Raw genomic sequence first — 16,607 nt, 5'->3', positions numbered from 1 at the left:
CACAGATAGCGGACCGATCCTGTCCGCTAGGCGTGTCAGAGTGTTCCCCATGAACGAGTTCGACTGGAACCGGACACTGCGCGAGCAGTGGGAATGGCACTGGCGGCACCAGATCCGCGCCCGCATCGAGGGCCTGACCGACGACGAGTACTTCTGGTCGCCGGTGCCCGGTGCCTGGAGCGTGCGGCCGCGCGGCACCTCGACCGCGCCCATCCAGGTGGGCGGCGGGGACTTCACCATCGACTACGCCTTCCCCCAGCCGGAGCCCGCGCCCTTCACCACCATCGCCTGGCGCCTCGCCCACGTCATCGTCGGCGTGCTCGCCGCGCGCAACGCCGCGCACTTCGGTGCCCCGGCGGCGGCCTACGAAACCTGGGACTATGCCGGGACCGCGGCCGGTGCGCTCGAGCAGCTCGACCAGCACCTCGACGTCTGGCTGACCGGGGTGCGCGGGCTGAGCGAGGCGGAGCTGCGGGCCCCGATCGGGGACAAGGAGCCGTATCCCGAGCTGGCCGTGGCCGACCTCGTGCAGCACATCCACCGCGAGCTGATCCACCACCTGTCCGAGGTCTGCCTGCTGCGCGACCTGTACCTGCACATGAACGGAGCCACCCGATGAGCCGCCACATCCAGCTGACCTTCGACGCGCACGACCCGCGGACGCTGTCCTGCTTCTGGCGCGACGCGCTGGGTTACGTGCACCCGGCCCCGCCGGGCGTCGAACTGCCTGAGGGCGCCGACCCGCTGGCCGCGTGGGACGAGTTCCTGGCCAAGATGAACGTGCCCGAGGACCAGCGCAATTCGAGTTCCGCGGTGGAGGACCCGGACGGCCAGGGGCCGCGGCTGTTTTTTCAGCAGGTGCCGGAGGACAAGGTGGCGAAGAACCGCCTGCACATCGACGTCCGCGCGGCGCCGGGGCTCCAGGGCGACGAGCGCATGGCGGCGCTGGAGGCCGAATGCGAACGGCTCGTCGCGCTCGGCGCGCACCGGCTGGAACGGCACGAACCCGCGCCCCCGCTGAGCTTCGGGTTCATCGTGATGACCGATCCCGAGGGCAACGAGTTCTGTTTGGACTAGCGGAACCGCGCGCGCAGCCGGAGGGCGGTGACGATCTCGATCACACCGACCACCAGCAGCCAGCACCCGGTCAGCACGGTGAGCACGGCGATCGAGTTCAGCGGGGAGACGATCAGGACGAGGCCGGCGAGTCCGCTGACCACCCCGAGGAAGGCCTGCCAGCCGCGGGCGGGCATGGCGATGTCCGCGGCGGCGGCCACCGTCTGGGTGATGCCGCGGAACAGCCAGCCGATGCCGATCCACAGGGCGAGCAGCACCAGGGATCGCAACGCGCTGGTGAAGCAGAAGACGCCGAGCACGACCGAGAGCGCACCGCTGAGGAAGGCGAGCACGCGCATCGGCGTCGCTACGTGCGTGCCGAACGCTGCCACCACTTGGAAGATGCCGCTGACCAGCAGGTAGGCGCCGAAGAACACGCCGGCCACGAGGAGGCTAGGCCCCGGCCAGACCAGGACGACCACGCCGAGCAGCAGGGCGATGACCCCGGCGGCGAGCACGGCCTGCCACGCCGCCCTCGCCAGTCCGGTGATCGGGCTCCGGCCCACCTCGGGTGCGTGATGGCTCATCGCCGCGGCTCCTCCCTGTTCACCTGGGGGTCACGCTAAGCCGCGGGGCGGTCGGGCGCGCGCGCGAACACCCGTCAGGGGGACGCGCTCTCGGGGTCGCCGCGCTCGGGAGGCCGGATCAAGGTATACGACCGGTCGTACGTAAATCTGGGTCCGGCCTAAGCTGCCGATATCTGGGTCCGGCCTAGGCTGCCGAGCGATGACCGGCCCGGTGAAAGATCCCCGCTCCACTTCGCGACGGCATTCGCCGGGCCAACTCCTGTCCGACCACGAGCTCCGGGCCCCCACCGAGATCACCATGCCGCGAAAGCCGAACCCAGGTATACGACCGGTCGTACGTATACCCGAACCCAGCCTCCGCACGAGCGCTACCCCCGTTCTTCGACCCGTTCCACCTTCCCCACCAGGAACACGTACGACAGGATCCCGGCCACCGTGATCACCGTCATGTAAGCGAATCCCGGTGTGAAGCTCTCATCGGTCACGATCAAGCCGATCACGATCGGCGTCGCGATCGAGGAGAGGTTCCCGATGAAGTTGAACATCCCGCCGGTCAGCCCGAACAACCGCCGCGGGGCCAGTGCGGACACCAGCGACCAGGTGATCGACGCCAGCCCGTTCCCGAAGAACGCCACCGAAAGGAACACGATCACCAGCGCCGTCGAATCGGTGAAGCTCGCGCCCACCATCAACGTGCTCAGCAGCAACCCGGCGATGATCGGCCCCTTGCGCGCCGCGCCGAGCGAGACCCCCCGCCGCAGCAGGAAGTCCGACAGCACACCGGAAACCAGCACGCCGACCAGCGCCGCGACGAACGGCAGCGAGGCCAGGAAACCGGACTTGATGTAGTCCATCTCCCGGTACTCGACCAAGTACGTCGGGAACCAGGTGAGGAAGAACCACAGCGTCGAGGTCAGGCAGAACTGGCCGAGGTAGATGCCCCACAGCTTCCGCCGCCCCAGCACCACCGCCAGATCGGCCCGGGTGATCCGCGCCCGTTCCGGCCGCTCGCGCGCCAGGTCCACCAGCCCGCCACCGGACCGGATCAGCTCCACCTCGGCCTCGTTCGCCCGCGAATCACGCGGTTCCCGGTACACGGCGTACCAGATCACCGCCCACAGGATGCCGACCAGGCCGGTGCTGACAAAAACCCAGTGCCACGAAAGCATCGTCTGCAACCAGGACAGCACCGGGGTCAGCAGCGCCAGCCCGATGAACTGGCCCGAGGTGTAGAACCCGATGGTGGTGGCACGCTCCCGCTCCGGGAACCACACCGTGGCGATCTTGCTGTTGATCGGGTACGCGGGCGCCTCGAACACGCCCACCATCAGCCGCAGCGCGATCAGCGCGACAAAACCGCCGATGATGCCCATGAAGAAGGTGGCCAGCGACCACAGCACCAGGCACACGGGGTAGAGCACGCGGGCGGGCACCCGGTCGACCAGCCAGCCGCCGGGGATCTGCAGCGCGGCGTAGGTCCAGCCGAAGGCCGACAGCAGCAACCCCTGCTGCGCCTTGGAAAGGTCCATCTCCCCGGCGATCGCGGGCATGGCGATCGACAGGTTGGAGCGGTCCAGGTAGTTGATCACCACGGTGACGAAGAGCATCACCGCGACCAGCACGCGGACCCGGGAGGCCTTTGTGGACAGTTTCGAACCGGCGGTCGTGGTCTGCGTCATCGGTCACCACTCCGCGAACGAGCCGTCGGAATGCCGCCACACGGGATTGCGCCAGCGATGCCCTTCCGCGGCGCGCTCGGCGACGTACTCCTCGTTGATCTCGATGCCGAGGCCGGGCCCGCGCGGGATGTCGACCTGACCGTCGCGGTAGGTGAACACCGCCGGATCCGCCAGGTAGTCGAGCAGGTCGTTGCTGGTGTTGTAGTGGATGCCCAGGCTCTGCTCCTGGATCGTCGCGTTGTAGCACCCCGCGTCGATCTGCAGGCAGGCCGCCAGCGCGATCGGGCCGAGCGGGCAGTGCAGCGCCAGTCCGACATCGTGCGCCTCGGCCATGTGCGCGATCTTGCGCGCCTCGGTGATGCCGCCGCAGTGCGACGGGTCGGGCTGGATGATGTCCACCGCACCGGAAGCCAGCACCGACTTGAAGTCCCACCGCGAATACAGCCGCTCGCCGAGCGCGATCGGGATCGGCGAGGCACGCAGCACGTCGGCGAAATCCTCGACGTGCTCGGAAAGTACCGGTTCCTCGACGAACATCAGCCGGTACGGTTCGAGTTCGCGGAGCAGCACCTTGGCCATCGGCTTGTGCACGCGGCCGTGGAAGTCCACGCCGATGCCGATGTCCGGGCCGACCGCCTGGCGCACGGCGTCCACATTGGCCACACAGCGGTCCACCTTGGCCCATGTGTCCAGATAGGACAGTTCCTCGGTGCCGTTCATCTTCACCGCGCTGAACCCGCGGTCCACCACCTCGCGCGCGGCACGGGCGGTTTCGGCGGGCCGGTCGCCGCCGATCCAGGAGTACACCTTGATCCGGTCGCGGACCCGGCCGCCGAGCAGGTCGTGCACCGGCACGCCGAGCGCCTTGCCCTTGATGTCCCACAGCGCCTGGTCGATCCCGGCCAGCGCGCTCATGTGGATGCCGCCGCCGCGGTAGAAACCACCGCGGTAGAGCACGGTCCACAGGTCCTCGATGCGCGCGGGGTCCTGGCCGATCAGGTAGTCGGAAAGCTCCTCCACCGTCGCGGCCACCGAGGCGGCGCGGCCCTCCAGGACCGGCTCACCCCAGCCGGTGATCCCCGCGTCGGTCTCGATCTTCAGGAAGCACCAGCGGGGCGGCACCTGATATGTCGTCATTGACGTGATCTTCATGATTTCCCTTTGCTACTGCGACTTCTCGTCCCAGATCCGGCGGAGTTCACGGGCACGGGCACCGACCGCGTCGGCGGTGTCGCCCGGCCGGTACAGGCAGGAGCCCAGCCCCGCGCCCGCCGCGCCCGCGGCGGCCCACGCGGCCAGGTTCGTCGCGTCGACCCCGCCGACCGGCAGCAGTCCGACGTCCTTCGGGAGCACGGCGCGCCAGGCGCCGGCCCCGCTGATCCCGACCGCGTCGGCCGGGAAGAGCTTGAGGTGGCGCGCGCCCGCGGCGATCGCGGTGAACGCCTCGGTGGGGGTGGCGACGCCCGGGTACGGCGTCATCCCCAGCTCGACCGCGGCGGTGATCACCGCGGCGTCGCAGTTGGGCGCCACGATGAGCCGGGCACCGGCTTCGTGGGCCCGCCCGACGTCTTCGGTGGTGAGCACGGTGCCCGCGCCGATCGCGCACCGGTCGCCGAGCGCGTCGGCGAGCAGGCGCACGCTGGTGAACGGGTCCGGCGAGTTGAGCGGGACCTCGATGGCGGTGATGCCCGCGTCGGCGAGGGCGTGGCCGATGCCCACCACCTCGCCGGGGGTGACCCCGCGCAGGATCGCGATCAGCTCGGTCATGATGACGTCCTTTCCGTGACGAGCCCGGCCGCGGTCGCGATGCGCCACAGGCCCCTGGCGGCGGTTTCCTCGGTCCGCGCCACGGCTTCGACCCCGTGGTGCGCGAGCGCGGCGGCGTACCGGCGGCACAGGTCGGCGGTGCCGCACACGACCACGCCGGTTTCCCCGGCGGGCAGCAGGTGCGCGACCTCGTCGGCGATGAGCACGCCGGAGAGGTAGTCGGGCAGGGAGGCCGGGGCCAGTTCGCCGTCGAGCAGGAGCGGGCGGGCGCCGAACAGTTCCGTGGACAACCCACGGGAGCGGCGTCCGGTGGCCAGCCCCCGCTCGAAGGCCTCGTCGTCGCGGACGGGTTCGGCGGCGGTGCGGGCGAAGATACCGTGCGAGGTGAGCAGGCCGTGGAGTTCGCCCGACATCGCGGTGGCGAAGCCGGTCACCGTGCCGTTCTCGACGCGGACCCACTTGCTGTGCGTTCCCGGGAGCACCACGGTGCGGTGCCCGGTGAGCACGTCGAGCATGCCGGCGAGCTGGGTTTCCTCGCCGCGGAGCACGTCGCCGGGGGTCTCCCCGGACGGGATCCGCACGCCGGGGACCAAGTGGAGCACGCCGTCGCGGTGCGGGACGCGGACCAGGTCGGGGAAGTCCAGAGTGGACGGCACCGTGCGGTAGCCGGTGTCGGTCCAGCCCTGTGCGCTGCCCACCATGCCGCAGGCGATGGCGGGCACGCCGGTCGTGAGCCAGTCGCCGCACGCCTGGTGGAAGGCCGTTTCGTAGGCGGCCGCGCGGGCGGTCCGGTCGCCGGGGTCGATGCCCTCGGTGACGGCCAGCAGCCCGCGCCCCGAGCGGCGTGCGTCCAGGATGCGGCCGCCGGCGTCGAGCAGCCAGGCGCGCTGGCCGGAGGTGCCCCAGTCGAGGGCGACCAGTGCGGGTTCGGGGTCGGTCACAGGTGGCACTGTGCGGGCGCGTTCCCCATAATGCGAACGCCGTCCCTATATGTAGGATGTCGGCGTGGTCGAGAACGCGCCGCCCGGCACCCAGACGCTCGCCCGCGGCCTCGCGGTGATCCGCGCGGTCGCCGGGGGCGCGACCGATCTGCGGGCACTCGTCGAACGCACCGGACTCGGGCGCAGCACCGCGCACCGGCTGGTCCAGCTGCTGGTCAGCGAGGGGTACCTGCGCAGCGGGCGCGAGGGCTACACGCTCGGGCCGACGCTGATCGAGCTGGGTTTCCAGGCGCTGCACGGGAATCCGCTGCCGGTGGTGGCCAGGCCGGTGCTGGAGGAGCTGTCCGCGCAGCTGAGCGACACCGTCCACCTGGCCGTGCGTGATGGCGATTCGGTGCTGTACCTGGACAAGCTCCCCGGGTCACGTGGTGCGGAGATGCGTTCGCGGATCGGGCACCGCATGCCGCTGACCCGGACCGGCGTCGGCATGGCCCTGCTGCTGGACTCGGCGGCGGAGTGGCGGGCGCTCTACCAGGCGGAGGCGCCGCTGGAGCCGGACCAGGTCCATCCGGGCGACCTGGACGCGTTCCTGGTGCGGATGCGGGAGTACGCCGAGAGCGGTGTGGCGCTCGACCTGGAGGACAACGAACCCGGCATCCGCTGCGTGGCGGCGCCCATCCGGGACGCCACCGGGGAGATCGCCGGGGCGATCAGCGTGTCGGCGACTCGGCCGTACATGCCGGCCGCGCGCCTTCGGGGCCTGTCCAAGGTCGTGGGGCGCGCGGCGCAGCAGATATCGGCGGGCCTGGGTCACCGCGGGCGCTGAGCTCCGGGTTTTCGCGGGCAGCGCCAGCCCGGTCAGCGCGGCGATCTGGTTCAGTCCGTCGAGGTCAGCTTCCTGCCATCGGGGGCGTCCGGTTGCTGACCGCGTGACCGCTGTTCCGGGACCCCCTCGCCGGAGATGCTTCTCATGTCAGCGAAAACGGCAGCCGACACGAGGAGGCGAAAACCATGCGGGACGCGGCGTTCACCCTGGCGGACAAGGACTTCTTCGCTCCGCTCGCGGCCGGGGACCCCGGCACGCGGTACGAGGTCGCCACCTCTCCCACGGGCTGGCACCGGAGTGAGTTCGATGTCTGGACCTCCTGGGCGCCCGACGGCAGCGAACTGCCGGACCACGGCTGGAAGGTGCACGTCTCGGCCTCCCTCGGCAACTCGGCTCGGGTGCTCGAGGTGGTCGCCGGGGTGTGCTTCCGGCTCGGGGTGGCGTTCAAGCACCTGAGCGGCCAGCGCTTCTTCCTCTGGATGCACGGCAAGCACTCCTCCCGCGCCCAGAGCGGCAAGTTCTGCGCCCTCTACCCGCCCACCCCCGAAGTAGCCCACGAGGTGCTCGCCGCGCTGGAGACCGCCCTCGCCGGCATCGACGGGCCCTACGTGCTCACCGACCGCCGCTTCGGTGACTCCCACTGCGTCTCCTACCGCTACGGCGCCTTCACCTCCCAGCCCCGCCTGGAAGCCGACGGCACCAGCACCCCGATGGTGCGCGGAATCGACGGCCGCCTGGTGCCCGACGAGCGGCGCCCCGAGTTCCACCTGCCCGACGGCCTCACCGATCCGTTCACCACCGCGCTCGACGAACTCGACGACGGCGAGGTCAGCTTCCACGGCTACACCTTCGAAGCCGTGCTCCAGCACAGCAACGCGGGCGGCGCCTACCGCGCCCGCACCGCCGACGGCCGTCAGGTCTTCGTCAAGGAAGCCCGCTCCCACAACGGTTACACGTGGAACGGCTCCGACGCGCGCCGACGGCTCGAAGCCGAGTACCTGACCCTGCGCACGGTGCACGCGGTCGCCCCGGGAAGCTGCCCGGAGCCCCTCGAATTCTTCACCCACTGGGAGCACAGCTACCTCGTGACCGAGCTGGTCCCCGGCACCACGCTGACCAAGTGGACGGTCGCCAACACACCGGTGATCCAGACCGGTCAGCCGCCGGAGCACTACGTCGCCTACTACCGACGCTGCCTCGAAGTCCTCAAAGGACTCTCGAAGGCGTTGAAGGCTCTCCACGACAACGGCTACGTCTTCGTGGACCTCAACCCGCGCAACGTGCTGATCGACGACGAAGACCACGTCCGGCTCATCGACTTCGAGTCCGCCCAGCCCGCCAACCGGCCGGTCAACGCACCCGCCACCCCGGGTTACTTCCCGCTCGAGGAAGTCGAAACCGCCGAACACTACGACCACTACGGGCTGAGCGCCGTCGCGCAGATGCTGGTGTTCCCGTTGCACCAGATCGCCGACCGCTCCCCCGACGCCCTGCACCACCTGTTCGCCGAGCTGACCGAGCACGGTCCCGTGCCGGACGAACTGCGCGACACCGTGCTCTGCTTCCAGCCGGAGCCACCCGGCGCGCTGCCCACGCCCGAGGAGGTGTCGCAGCGACCCGCGGAACACCTGGGGAAGCTGCGCGACGCCACCGCGGACGCTTTGGAAGCGCTGGCGGGGAAGGGAAAGGACACGCTCTTCCCGACCATTCCCGACGGCTACCTGAGCAACACGCGCTGCGTCGCCTACGGAACCGCCGGCGTGCTGCACGCCCTGCGCGTGGCCGGGCGCGAGCCCGATCCCCGCTGGGTGCGGTCCCTGCGCGACGAGTCACTGGCCGGTGCCAAGGAAATCGGCCCGGGACTGCTCTTCGGCAACGCCGGGATCGCCTGGGTGCTCGCCGACCTCGGCGAACGCGAAGCGGCCGACGAGCTGCTGGCGGCTGCCTCCACCCACACCCTGCTGCTCCGTTCGGCCACTCTGGGCGGCGGCGTGGCCGGGCTGGCGCTCGCTCGACTGCACCGGTACGCGACCGTCGGCGACGGTGCCGATCTGACCGCCGCCGGGCAGCTGCTCGAAACGCTGCCCGAGGACCTGGTCCCGATGCTGGGCAAGGACGACGCGTCCGGTCTGGTCCACGGTCGGCCCGGCGTCGCGCTGGCGCTGTACTACCTCTCGCGGTTCAGCGGAGACCGGCGGCCGTTGCGCCGCGGGCTGGCCCTGCTCCGCGAGGAACTGGCCCACCGGCAACCGCTGGAGGCCAACGGGCTCGGCTTCCGGGTCTCGGCCAAGGACCGCCGGAACATGCCGTACCTGTCCGCCGGCAGCGCCGGATTCGTCCACGTGCTCACCCGGTACCTGACCGTGGTGCGCGACGACGAACTCGAAGAGACGCTCGACGGCTGCCTCCGCTCGCTCGGCATCCGCTTCACCGTCTCGAGTGGACTGTTCCAGGGGCAGGCCGGGATGGGGCTCGCCCTGTCCGGGGCCGCCGAACTGCTCGACCGGCCGGAACTGGCCGATCGCGCGCTGGATTCGGCCCGCGCACTGGTGAAGTACGCCGTGCCCCACGCCACCGGCGTGCGCTGGGCGGGTTCACACGGGCAGCGGCTGTCCGCCGAGCTGTGGAGCGGTTCGGCCGGCGTGCTGCTGGCGCTGAACCAGGTGCTCGACCGGGTGCCCGACCCGCTGTTCACCCTCGACGCCCACCTCCCCACCGAAGACACCCGGCCGCGGGCCGCGCAAGCGGATCACTGCCGGTGAAGGAAAAGAAACCCACTGAGAAAGGAACCACCATGAACAACGTCCTGCGCCTCCAGCTCCAGGTCAACCCGGACGAGGTCGAGGCGGACGCCCCGATCAGCACCATCAGCGAGCACCACTGCGGTGGCGGCCAGGTCGAGATCTCGCCCGCCTGATCCGCACCAGCTCCCCAACCCCCACTGAGAAGGGAAACACGATGAACTCCGTGCTGCGCCTGCAGAACCAGGAAAACCCCGAAGAGGTCGAGGCCGACGCCCCGATCAGCACCTACAGCCTGACCCAGTGCGGCAACAGCCAGCTGGAGCCGTCGGTCGGCTGACCTGGGCAACCGGTGGAGTGGGGCCGGCCCGCGTCCGGCGGGCCGCCCCCTCCGCAAACCCCACGAACCCGAAAGGAAAGCCATGAACTCCGTGCTCCGCCTCCAGCTCCAGGCCGACCCCGAGGGCGTCGAGACCGACGCCCCGATCAGCACCTACAGCCTGTCCCAGTGCGGCAACGACAACGAGCTCAGCCCCGCCTGATCCGCCCGCACGCCGCACGTCCCGGAGGCGCCTCCCGCGCCTCCGGGGCGGCGCAGCGCTATCCCGAGAAAGGCAAGCCCATGACCGAAACGCTCGCACTCGCCGCGCTCGCGCCCGAGGACGACATCGGCGCCGACGCGCCGATCAGCGTGTTGTCCGTCGCCTACTGCGAGGACGCCTTCTTCGGCTGATCCGCCCCCGTCCGTGAAAGGTAGGGAAGCCATGTCCGTCACCACGGACCGCCCCACCGCCGAAGCCACCCCCGACGGCCCGGCCGACGGTGGCCGCCGCGATCTGCGGTTGTTCCTCGTCGGGCAGGTCGCCTCGGTGTTCGGCACCACGCTGACCAGCGCGGGGGTCTCCCTGATCGCGGTGGCCTGGCTGGGCGCCGGTGCCGGGGACATGTCACTGATCGTGGTCGCGGGCACGCTGCCCGCGCTGCTGTTCGGCCCGATCTGCGGGGTGCTGCTCGACCGGGTCCGCCGTCCGCGCCGCGCGCTGATCACCGCCGACCTCGTCGCCGCCGCAGCGGTCGCCTCCTGCGGTCTCGCCGCGGCCACCGGGGTGCTCACCGTTGCCTGGCTCGCCGGGCTCACCGTGGTGCTGAACTTCGTCGGCATCGTGGTGGAAAGCCTGTACTTCTCCCACCTGCACGCACTCGGCGTCGACGATCCCCGCACCGCGAGGGGAAAGCTCCAGTCGAGCGAGATGGTGTCCCGTTCGGTCGCGAACACCGTCGGCGCGCCGATCGCCGCCGCGCTCGGGGCCGCGCTGCTGTTCCTCGCCGACGTCTTCACCTACCTGATCAGCGCGTTCTGCCTGATGCTGCTGAAGGCGCCCGACACCCGCGCGCCGCGTGAGGACACCGGACGCCCCGGTGTGCTCCGCGAGTTCCGCGACGGCATCGACGTCGTCCGGCGGCATCCCCTGCTCAGCGCGTTCACCGCGTACCTGTTCCTGAGTGCGCTGGCCACCAGCGGAATCACCACCCAGCGCGCGGTTTTCCTGCTCGACGTGGTCGGCCTGCCGATCGCGCTCTACACGCTGCCCGCCGTGGTCGCGACCGCCGTCGGTGCCGCCGGCGCGCTGTTCGCGCCGCGACTGCTGGCCCGTGGAGTGCCACCGAGGACCGTGCTGCTGTGGGGTCTGCCCGCCGCGGCGGTGTCGATGGCCGCGCTGCCGCTCGCCGGTGGCGGCACCCCGCTGGTGCTGCTGGCCATGGTGATCAGCACCGCGCTGCCGCTGCTCTTCGGCGCCGCGGTCAACATCGCGCTGGTCGGCGTGATCAACGACGAGATCGGTGACCAGTACTTCGCCCGCATCACCACCCTGCTCGGCTCGGTGTCGACGCTGGCGGCCACCCTCGGCGCGCTGCTCGGCGGCTCGGTCGGGACCGCGCTGGGGGTGCGGTCCGGGATCTGGGTCTGCGTGGGCGTCGATCTGCTCGCCGCCGCGGTGCTGGTGCTGGTCGCGCGACGGCCGGTGCGCGAGGAGGTGCGGCCGTGAAACCCGAAAACCTGGTCGAGGACCTGCACGGGCACCGCGTCGCGGATCCGTTCCGCGCGCTGGAGGACGCGGACGACCCGCGCACGACGAGTTGGCTCGCCACGCAGCAGCACCGGACCGAGGAACTGCTGGCCGGGTTGCCCGGCCGGGAGGAGTTCTCCGGACTGCTCCGCGGTCTGGTCGCCGGCCCCACCGAGTCACCGGTGAAAACCCGGGGCGGACGCCGGTTCCGCGTGGGCCGCGCCGATGCCGCCGACCGCTGGCGCTTGCAGGTGAGCGACGAGCCCGACGCGCCGTGGCGCCCGGCCCTGCCGCCGGACCAGCTGGACAGCGGCACGGTGGTGCGCCGCTGGACGCCCTCACCCGGCGGACGGCTGCTGGCCGTGCAGGTGACCACCGGCGGCTCGGAGAAGGCCACTCCGCTGTCCGTTGTGGACATCGACGACGGGCGCGTGGTCGAGCGGAGCCCGCTCACCCGCTACAGCCCGATCGAATGGACCGCGGACGAGCGAGCGTACTACTACGTCCGCGGCCACCTCGACGGCCGCGGCACCGGCGTCTACCGCCACGAGGTGGGCGGGGATCCCGGAAGTGACCGGTGCCTGATCGGGGACGACGACCCGATGACCCGGTACCACCTGCGGCTGTGGCACGACCGCTGGCTGGTGGTCGGCGTGCGGCACGGCACTTCGCGGGGCACCCGGCTGTGGTGCGCCGATCTGTCGACCGGTCCGGCGCTGCGGCCCGTACCGCTGAGCGGTTCGTCGGCGTCGGGCGTGCTGATCGACTCCACCGGCCGCCTGCTGGCCACCTCGACCGAGGGCGCCGAGTTCGGCCGCCTGCTGGTCGCGCGCCCGGACGGCGCCGACGGCTGGGGCGGGTGGCGGGAACTGCTGCCCGAACAAGCGCCCGCCGTGCTCGCCACCGTGGACCTCGCGGGCAGGCCGGAAGCGGAACGGCTGATCGCACTGTACACAGTGGATGGATACAGCCGGATGACCGTGCACGAGGCGGGCAGCGGCGCGCTGGTGCGCGAGGCTCGGCTGCCGGGGCACGGCACGGTCTCGGCGATCAATCCCACCGACGACCCGGACGTGCTGGCACTGAGCTACACCGACTGGGCCACCGCCTTGTCGGTGTGGTTGCTCGACACCAGCACCGGTGAGGTGCGCCCGGCCGATCCCGGCGCCGACCGGCAACGGCGGCGCATCCACGTGCACCGCACCACCTACCGCTCGTTCGACGGCACCGAGGTGCCATTGACCATTCTGGACACCGACCGGACGGACCGCCCGCGCCCGACCGTGCTCACCTGCTACGGCGGTTTCGGCATCTCGTTCCGCCCCAGCTTCCAGCCGGACGGGCTGAGCTGGGTCCTCGCCGGGGGCGCGATGGCGATCGCGGCCGTGCGCGGCGGCGGTGAACGGGGACGCGGCTGGCACCACGACGGCGCGGGGACCCGCAAGCTCACCGCGATCCGCGATCTGGAGGCCGCGGCGGACTGGCTGGTCGACGAAGGCTGGACCGGGCCGTCGCGCCTGGCCCTGCTGGGCGGGAGCAACGGCGGCATGGTGGTGACCAGCGCCGCGGTGCGCCGGCCGACCGCGTACGCCGCACTGGCCGTCGCGGGCGCGCCGCTGGACATGGTGCGCTACGAGCGCTGGGGCCTCGGCCGCGCCTGGCGCGAGGAATACGGCTCGGCCGCCGATCCGGTGGCACTGGCGAGCCTGCTCTCGTATTCCCCCTACCACAACGTCGATCCGGACCGCGGGCCGTTCCCGGCGATCTTGTTCTCCGCCGGCTCCGAGGACAGCCGGGTGGATCCGGCGCACTCGCGGAAGATGGCCGCGCTCCTGCAGTCCACTGTGGAGGGCGGACCGGTACTGCTGCGGATGGTGGACGGTGGTGGTCACGTCGGCGGCGGCGCGGACGCCGACCGGCTGGCGGTGGACATGCTGGCGTTCCTGGCCGAGCACACCGGCCTGACTCCTTCGGCGGCGGACTAGCCGTGGGCGCGCAGGGTTTCCACCGCGTGGTCGGCCAGTGCCGAGCGGTCGGCCACCGAGGTCTTCACCAGCAGGCTGGCCACGTGCTTTTCCACCGTGCGCGGGGAAATGTGCAATCTCTCGGCCAGCGCCTTGTTGGCGAGGCGGTGCACCAGCAGCTGGTAGACCTCGAACTCGCGCAGGGTCACACCCAGCACGCGCAGGCTCTCGGGCACGCGTTCGGAACCCGCGCGCCGCTGACCGACCGGGGCGCCGGCGCGGCGCAGCAGCGTTCGGCAGGCACTGGCCACCGCGACTGTTTCGAAGCGGTGGAAGTACTCCTCGGCCTCGCGCAGCCAGGCCCCCGGCTCGCCCCAGCCGTCCGCGACCGCGGCTTCGGCAACCAGGCGCAACCCCAGCATTTTGGCGCCGCGGAAGGACTCCGCGGTGCGGGAAGCTTCCGCGCGCACCCTGGCGGCTTCCGCGCCGCGGCCCTCCCGGCCCAGCAGCACGGCTTCGGCGAGCAGCACGAACTGCCGGTTCCACCGCATCTGCCCGGCGGCGCTGTTCCTGACCCGCGCGTGCTCCGCCCGGCCCGCGCGGTCGGCGAGCACGTCCAGCAGCAACTGCAGGCCGTGCGGCCCGGCCAGGTAGAAGGTGCTCTGCCGCTCGGCCTGCGCCGTCGCGATCACGGCCAGTTCCGCTTCGGCGGCCGGGCGGTCCTCCTCCAGCAGGGCGCAGAACACCTTGGCCAGGCCCCGCGCGAGCGGCATCTCCGGCGAGGACTCCCCGCCCTGCCTGGCGAATTCGGCCAGCGCGGCGGTCATCGCCTGCCGGTCACCCCGGTGCCCGGCCAGCGCCGCCTTGGCCATCAGCACGTACCGGGTGACCGCGGTCAGCTGCATGCGCGCCGATTCGGCGAGGCAGGTGTCCAGTTGCTCGGTGGCACGCCGGAAATCCCCGCACAACACCGAATGCAGCCCAAGGATGGCGTCCGCGTTGTGCGCGAGGCTGATGCCGCCGGTGCGCAGCGACTCGGCCCTGGCCCGGTCCAGCGCGGTGGTGTCGCCCTCGGCGAGCCAGGCGTTGCCGGCCAGCCCGGTCAGCGCGTAGTTGCGCCAGGTGGCCAGCTCGTGCTTGGCGGCCAGGTCGAGCATCTGTTGGAAGCAGGCGTCCGACTCGCGCAGGTTGCGTTCCCGCACCGCGAGCCCGATGGCGTACCAGGCCTGGCAGGCGGTGGCCGGGCGGCCGATGCGCTCGGCGCCGTCCAGCGCGCGGCGTGCCAGCAGCTCACCGCGGTGCACTCGGCCCGGTTCGGTGCCGAACATGGTCAGGTAGGCGTCGACGGCGTCCACCGGAACCGTCTGCTCCTCGGTGGCGTCCAGCGGCAGCAGGGCGCGGGCGGCCCGCACTTGCGCGTCGCCGTCGGCCCAGCGCCCGGCCACCTGCGCGGCCCAGGCCAGGCGCACGCACACCTCGATCCGGCGCGCGTCGTCACCGAGCGCGGTGGTGGTGCGCAGGGTTTCGGCCAGCTCCCTGGCGCGGTCGAACTGCCCGCTCTCGGCCAGCGCGAAGAGCATGGTCTCCAGCAGATCACCGCGTTCGGCCGCGGTGCCGTGCTCGGTGAGCGACGGTTCCGCGCGCTCCAGCAGGGCGATCGCCGTGCCCGGCGCACCACCGTCCAGCGCGCGGCGCCCGGCCCGCAGGTACAGCTGCCCGGCGACGCGGTGCTCCCCCGCCTGCGCGCGCAGGCCCGCGGCCAGGTGGCACCACTCGCGCGGCAGATCGGGGTGCAGTTCGAGAACGGCGTCGGCGAGCGAACGGGCGATCTGCGCGCGATCGGCCGGGGTGAGCCGGGTGAGCAGGCCGTCGACCGCCAGCGGGTGCTGGAAGCCGTACCAGTCGGCGCCGCGCTCGTCCGGCGAGAGCAGTTGCGCGGCCACGGCCGCGCGCAGGTGGCTGAGCAGGGCGTGGTCGTCGAGACCGGTCACGCGCTGCACCACCGACAGCGGGAACCGCTGCCCCAGCACGGCCGCGACGGACAGCAGCTGCGCGCCACGCGGGCCCAGCCGGTCCACCCGCCTGCCGATGCTGTTGACCAGCGTCTGCGGCACCGCCCGGGTTTCCTCGGCGAGCCGCCAGCCGTCCCGGTCGCGCACCAGGGACCCGCCGGAGACCAGTTCGTGCAACAGTTCCTCGACCACCAGCGGATTTCCCGCGCTGTCGTCGAACAGCAGGCCGGAGACCGCTTCGGGCACCTCGGTGGGTTCGGCGTCGAGGCAGCCGCAGACCAGCTCGTGCACCTGCTTGGTGCCCAGGCGCTGCAACGAAAGCAGGTGCGCTTCGTCCCGGCGGGCGGCGGTTTCGGCGAGGTCGAGCGCATCGCTCGGCTCGCTGCGGACCGTGGCCAGCACCATGGTGGGCAGACCGGCGACGTTGCCGCAGAGGTATTCCAGCACCGCCAGGGTTTCCACGTCGGCGTCGTGCAGGTCGTCGAGGTAGAGCACGCAGCCACTGGCGGCACCGGCCAGCGCGGTCAGCCGGAGCACGCCCTCGGCCAGCACCACCAGCGATTCGCCGCCACGAGAGTTCTCGTCGGCCCAGTCGGGGACCAGGCGGCCGAGCACCGGCCGGTACGGGCCGAGCCGCGCGGGGAGGCCGGGATCCGCGGTGCGGACCAGGGACAGCAGCGCCTCGGTGAGCGGCCGGAACGGCACCGCGGGGCCGGTGGTGCTGCCCCGGCCCCGCAGCACCACCATGCCGGCGTCGAGCGCGCTGCCGATCGTGTCGGCGGCGAGCCTGGTCTTGCCGATACCCGGCTCGCCGGACAGGAAGAAGGAGCCGCCATTGCCCGCCCTGGTCTGCTCCAGTGCGATCGCCAACCGCGCGGACTCGGGATCCCTGCCGATCAGTCGGGGGGCTCTGGTCCGCATGATCAGACCCTAACCAGCCCACCGCCGCTACCGGTCAGACCGTC

At 71.6% G+C, this 16,607-nt stretch carries 14 protein-coding genes; 8 read left to right on the top strand and 6 right to left on the bottom strand.

What is annotated here, in order from left to right; genetic code table 11:
* The first annotated feature begins 49 nt into the window (after positions 1-49).
* Positions 50-619 (top strand): DinB family protein, encoded by a 570-nt coding sequence (locus tag JYK18_RS22310; protein WP_206803864.1) that lies wholly within the window; start codon positions 50-52, stop codon positions 617-619.
* Positions 616-1,077, top strand: a complete 462-nt coding sequence (locus JYK18_RS22305; protein ID WP_206803863.1) for a VOC family protein — start codon at positions 616-618, stop codon at positions 1,075-1,077. Before JYK18_RS22310 ends, JYK18_RS22305 begins: the two co-directional genes overlap by 4 nt.
* On the opposite strand, the gene JYK18_RS22300 is transcribed toward JYK18_RS22305, so the two are convergent.
* The 5 genes from JYK18_RS22300 to JYK18_RS22280 form a co-directional block, all read right to left on the bottom strand.
* Positions 1,074-1,643 (bottom strand): HdeD family acid-resistance protein, encoded by a 570-nt coding sequence (locus JYK18_RS22300; RefSeq protein WP_206803862.1) that lies wholly within the window; start codon positions 1,641-1,643, stop codon positions 1,074-1,076. The genes JYK18_RS22305 and JYK18_RS22300 overlap by 4 nt on opposite strands.
* Positions 1,644-2,011: 368 nt before the next feature.
* Positions 2,012-3,322: an MFS transporter gene (locus JYK18_RS22295; RefSeq protein ID WP_206803861.1), complete on the bottom strand. Its 1,311-nt coding sequence runs from the start codon at positions 3,320-3,322 to the stop codon at positions 2,012-2,014.
* A gap of 3 nt (positions 3,323-3,325) precedes the next feature.
* On the bottom strand, positions 3,326-4,474 hold the full coding sequence (gene dgoD / locus JYK18_RS22290; RefSeq protein ID WP_206803860.1) for a galactonate dehydratase: 1,149 nt from the start codon (positions 4,472-4,474) through the stop codon (positions 3,326-3,328).
* Between the two features lie 12 nt (positions 4,475-4,486).
* A complete protein-coding gene (locus JYK18_RS22285) occupies positions 4,487-5,089 on the bottom strand; it encodes a 2-dehydro-3-deoxy-6-phosphogalactonate aldolase (RefSeq protein WP_206803859.1) in 603 nt (200 codons plus the stop codon).
* Positions 5,086-6,030, bottom strand: a complete 945-nt coding sequence (locus tag JYK18_RS22280; RefSeq protein ID WP_307795992.1) for a 2-dehydro-3-deoxygalactonokinase — start codon at positions 6,028-6,030, stop codon at positions 5,086-5,088. Before JYK18_RS22280 ends, JYK18_RS22285 begins: the two co-directional genes overlap by 4 nt.
* Before the next feature lie 64 nt (positions 6,031-6,094).
* Between JYK18_RS22280 and JYK18_RS48040 the strand changes: the two genes are divergently transcribed.
* The 6 genes from JYK18_RS48040 (at position 6,095) to JYK18_RS22260 (ending at position 13,651) form a co-directional block, all read left to right on the top strand.
* Positions 6,095-6,856 carry an IclR family transcriptional regulator gene (locus JYK18_RS48040; protein ID WP_206803857.1) on the top strand — a complete coding sequence of 254 codons (762 nt, stop codon included), beginning with the start codon at positions 6,095-6,097 and terminating at the stop codon, positions 6,854-6,856.
* A 185-nt stretch (positions 6,857-7,041) separates the two neighbouring features.
* Entirely contained in the window at positions 7,042-9,618 is a 2,577-nt protein-coding gene (lanKC, locus tag JYK18_RS22270) for a class III lanthionine synthetase LanKC (protein WP_206803856.1), read from the top strand.
* Between the two features lie 32 nt (positions 9,619-9,650).
* Complete coding sequence (locus tag JYK18_RS47570; protein ID WP_277992182.1) at positions 9,651-9,773, top strand: hypothetical protein; 123 nt, start codon at positions 9,651-9,653, stop codon at positions 9,771-9,773.
* A 41-nt stretch (positions 9,774-9,814) separates the two neighbouring features.
* Entirely contained in the window at positions 9,815-9,937 is a 123-nt protein-coding gene (locus JYK18_RS47565; protein WP_277992181.1) for a hypothetical protein, read from the top strand.
* 424 nt (positions 9,938-10,361) lie between these two features.
* Positions 10,362-11,645 (top strand): MFS transporter, encoded by a 1,284-nt coding sequence (locus tag JYK18_RS22265; protein WP_206803855.1) that lies wholly within the window; start codon positions 10,362-10,364, stop codon positions 11,643-11,645.
* Entirely contained in the window at positions 11,642-13,651 is a 2,010-nt protein-coding gene (locus JYK18_RS22260; RefSeq protein WP_206803854.1) for a prolyl oligopeptidase family serine peptidase, read from the top strand. The genes JYK18_RS22265 and JYK18_RS22260 overlap by 4 nt, the downstream gene beginning before the upstream one ends.
* Here the strand turns inward: JYK18_RS22260 and JYK18_RS22255 are convergent.
* Positions 13,648-16,563 (bottom strand): helix-turn-helix transcriptional regulator, encoded by a 2,916-nt coding sequence (locus tag JYK18_RS22255; protein WP_206803853.1) that lies wholly within the window; start codon positions 16,561-16,563, stop codon positions 13,648-13,650. The two genes, JYK18_RS22260 and JYK18_RS22255, sit on opposite strands and share 4 nt — an antisense overlap.
* Between the last annotated feature and the right edge of the window lie 44 nt (positions 16,564-16,607).

The organism is Amycolatopsis sp. 195334CR (assembly GCF_017309385.1).
In the GTDB taxonomy this organism is placed as follows: domain Bacteria; phylum Actinomycetota; class Actinomycetes; order Mycobacteriales; family Pseudonocardiaceae; genus Amycolatopsis.
The sequence above is the reverse complement of the archived record's forward strand: the minus strand, read 5'-3'. Positions and strand labels throughout refer to the sequence as shown.

Bases quoted from the DNA above. Each gene is read 5' to 3' on its own strand.
- JYK18_RS22310 (WP_206803864.1), top strand. From the start codon at position 50: ATGAACGAGTTCGACTGGAACCGGACACTGCGCGAGCAGTGGGAATGG.
- JYK18_RS22305 (WP_206803863.1), top strand. From the start codon at position 616: ATGAGCCGCCACATCCAGCTGACCTTCGACGCGCACGACCCGCGGACG.
- JYK18_RS22300 (WP_206803862.1), bottom strand. From the start codon at position 1,643: ATGAGCCATCACGCACCCGAGGTGGGCCGGAGCCCGATCACCGGACTG.
- JYK18_RS22295 (WP_206803861.1), bottom strand. From the start codon at position 3,322: ATGACGCAGACCACGACCGCCGGTTCGAAACTGTCCACAAAGGCCTCC.
- dgoD (WP_206803860.1), bottom strand. From the start codon at position 4,474: ATGAAGATCACGTCAATGACGACATATCAGGTGCCGCCCCGCTGGTGC.
- JYK18_RS22285 (WP_206803859.1), bottom strand. From the start codon at position 5,089: ATGACCGAGCTGATCGCGATCCTGCGCGGGGTCACCCCCGGCGAGGTG.
- lanKC (WP_206803856.1), top strand. From the start codon at position 7,042: ATGCGGGACGCGGCGTTCACCCTGGCGGACAAGGACTTCTTCGCTCCG.
- JYK18_RS47570 (WP_277992182.1), top strand. From the start codon at position 9,651: ATGAACAACGTCCTGCGCCTCCAGCTCCAGGTCAACCCGGACGAGGTC.
- JYK18_RS47565 (WP_277992181.1), top strand. From the start codon at position 9,815: ATGAACTCCGTGCTGCGCCTGCAGAACCAGGAAAACCCCGAAGAGGTC.
- JYK18_RS22265 (WP_206803855.1), top strand. From the start codon at position 10,362: ATGTCCGTCACCACGGACCGCCCCACCGCCGAAGCCACCCCCGACGGC.
- JYK18_RS22255 (WP_206803853.1), bottom strand. From the start codon at position 16,563: ATGCGGACCAGAGCCCCCCGACTGATCGGCAGGGATCCCGAGTCCGCG.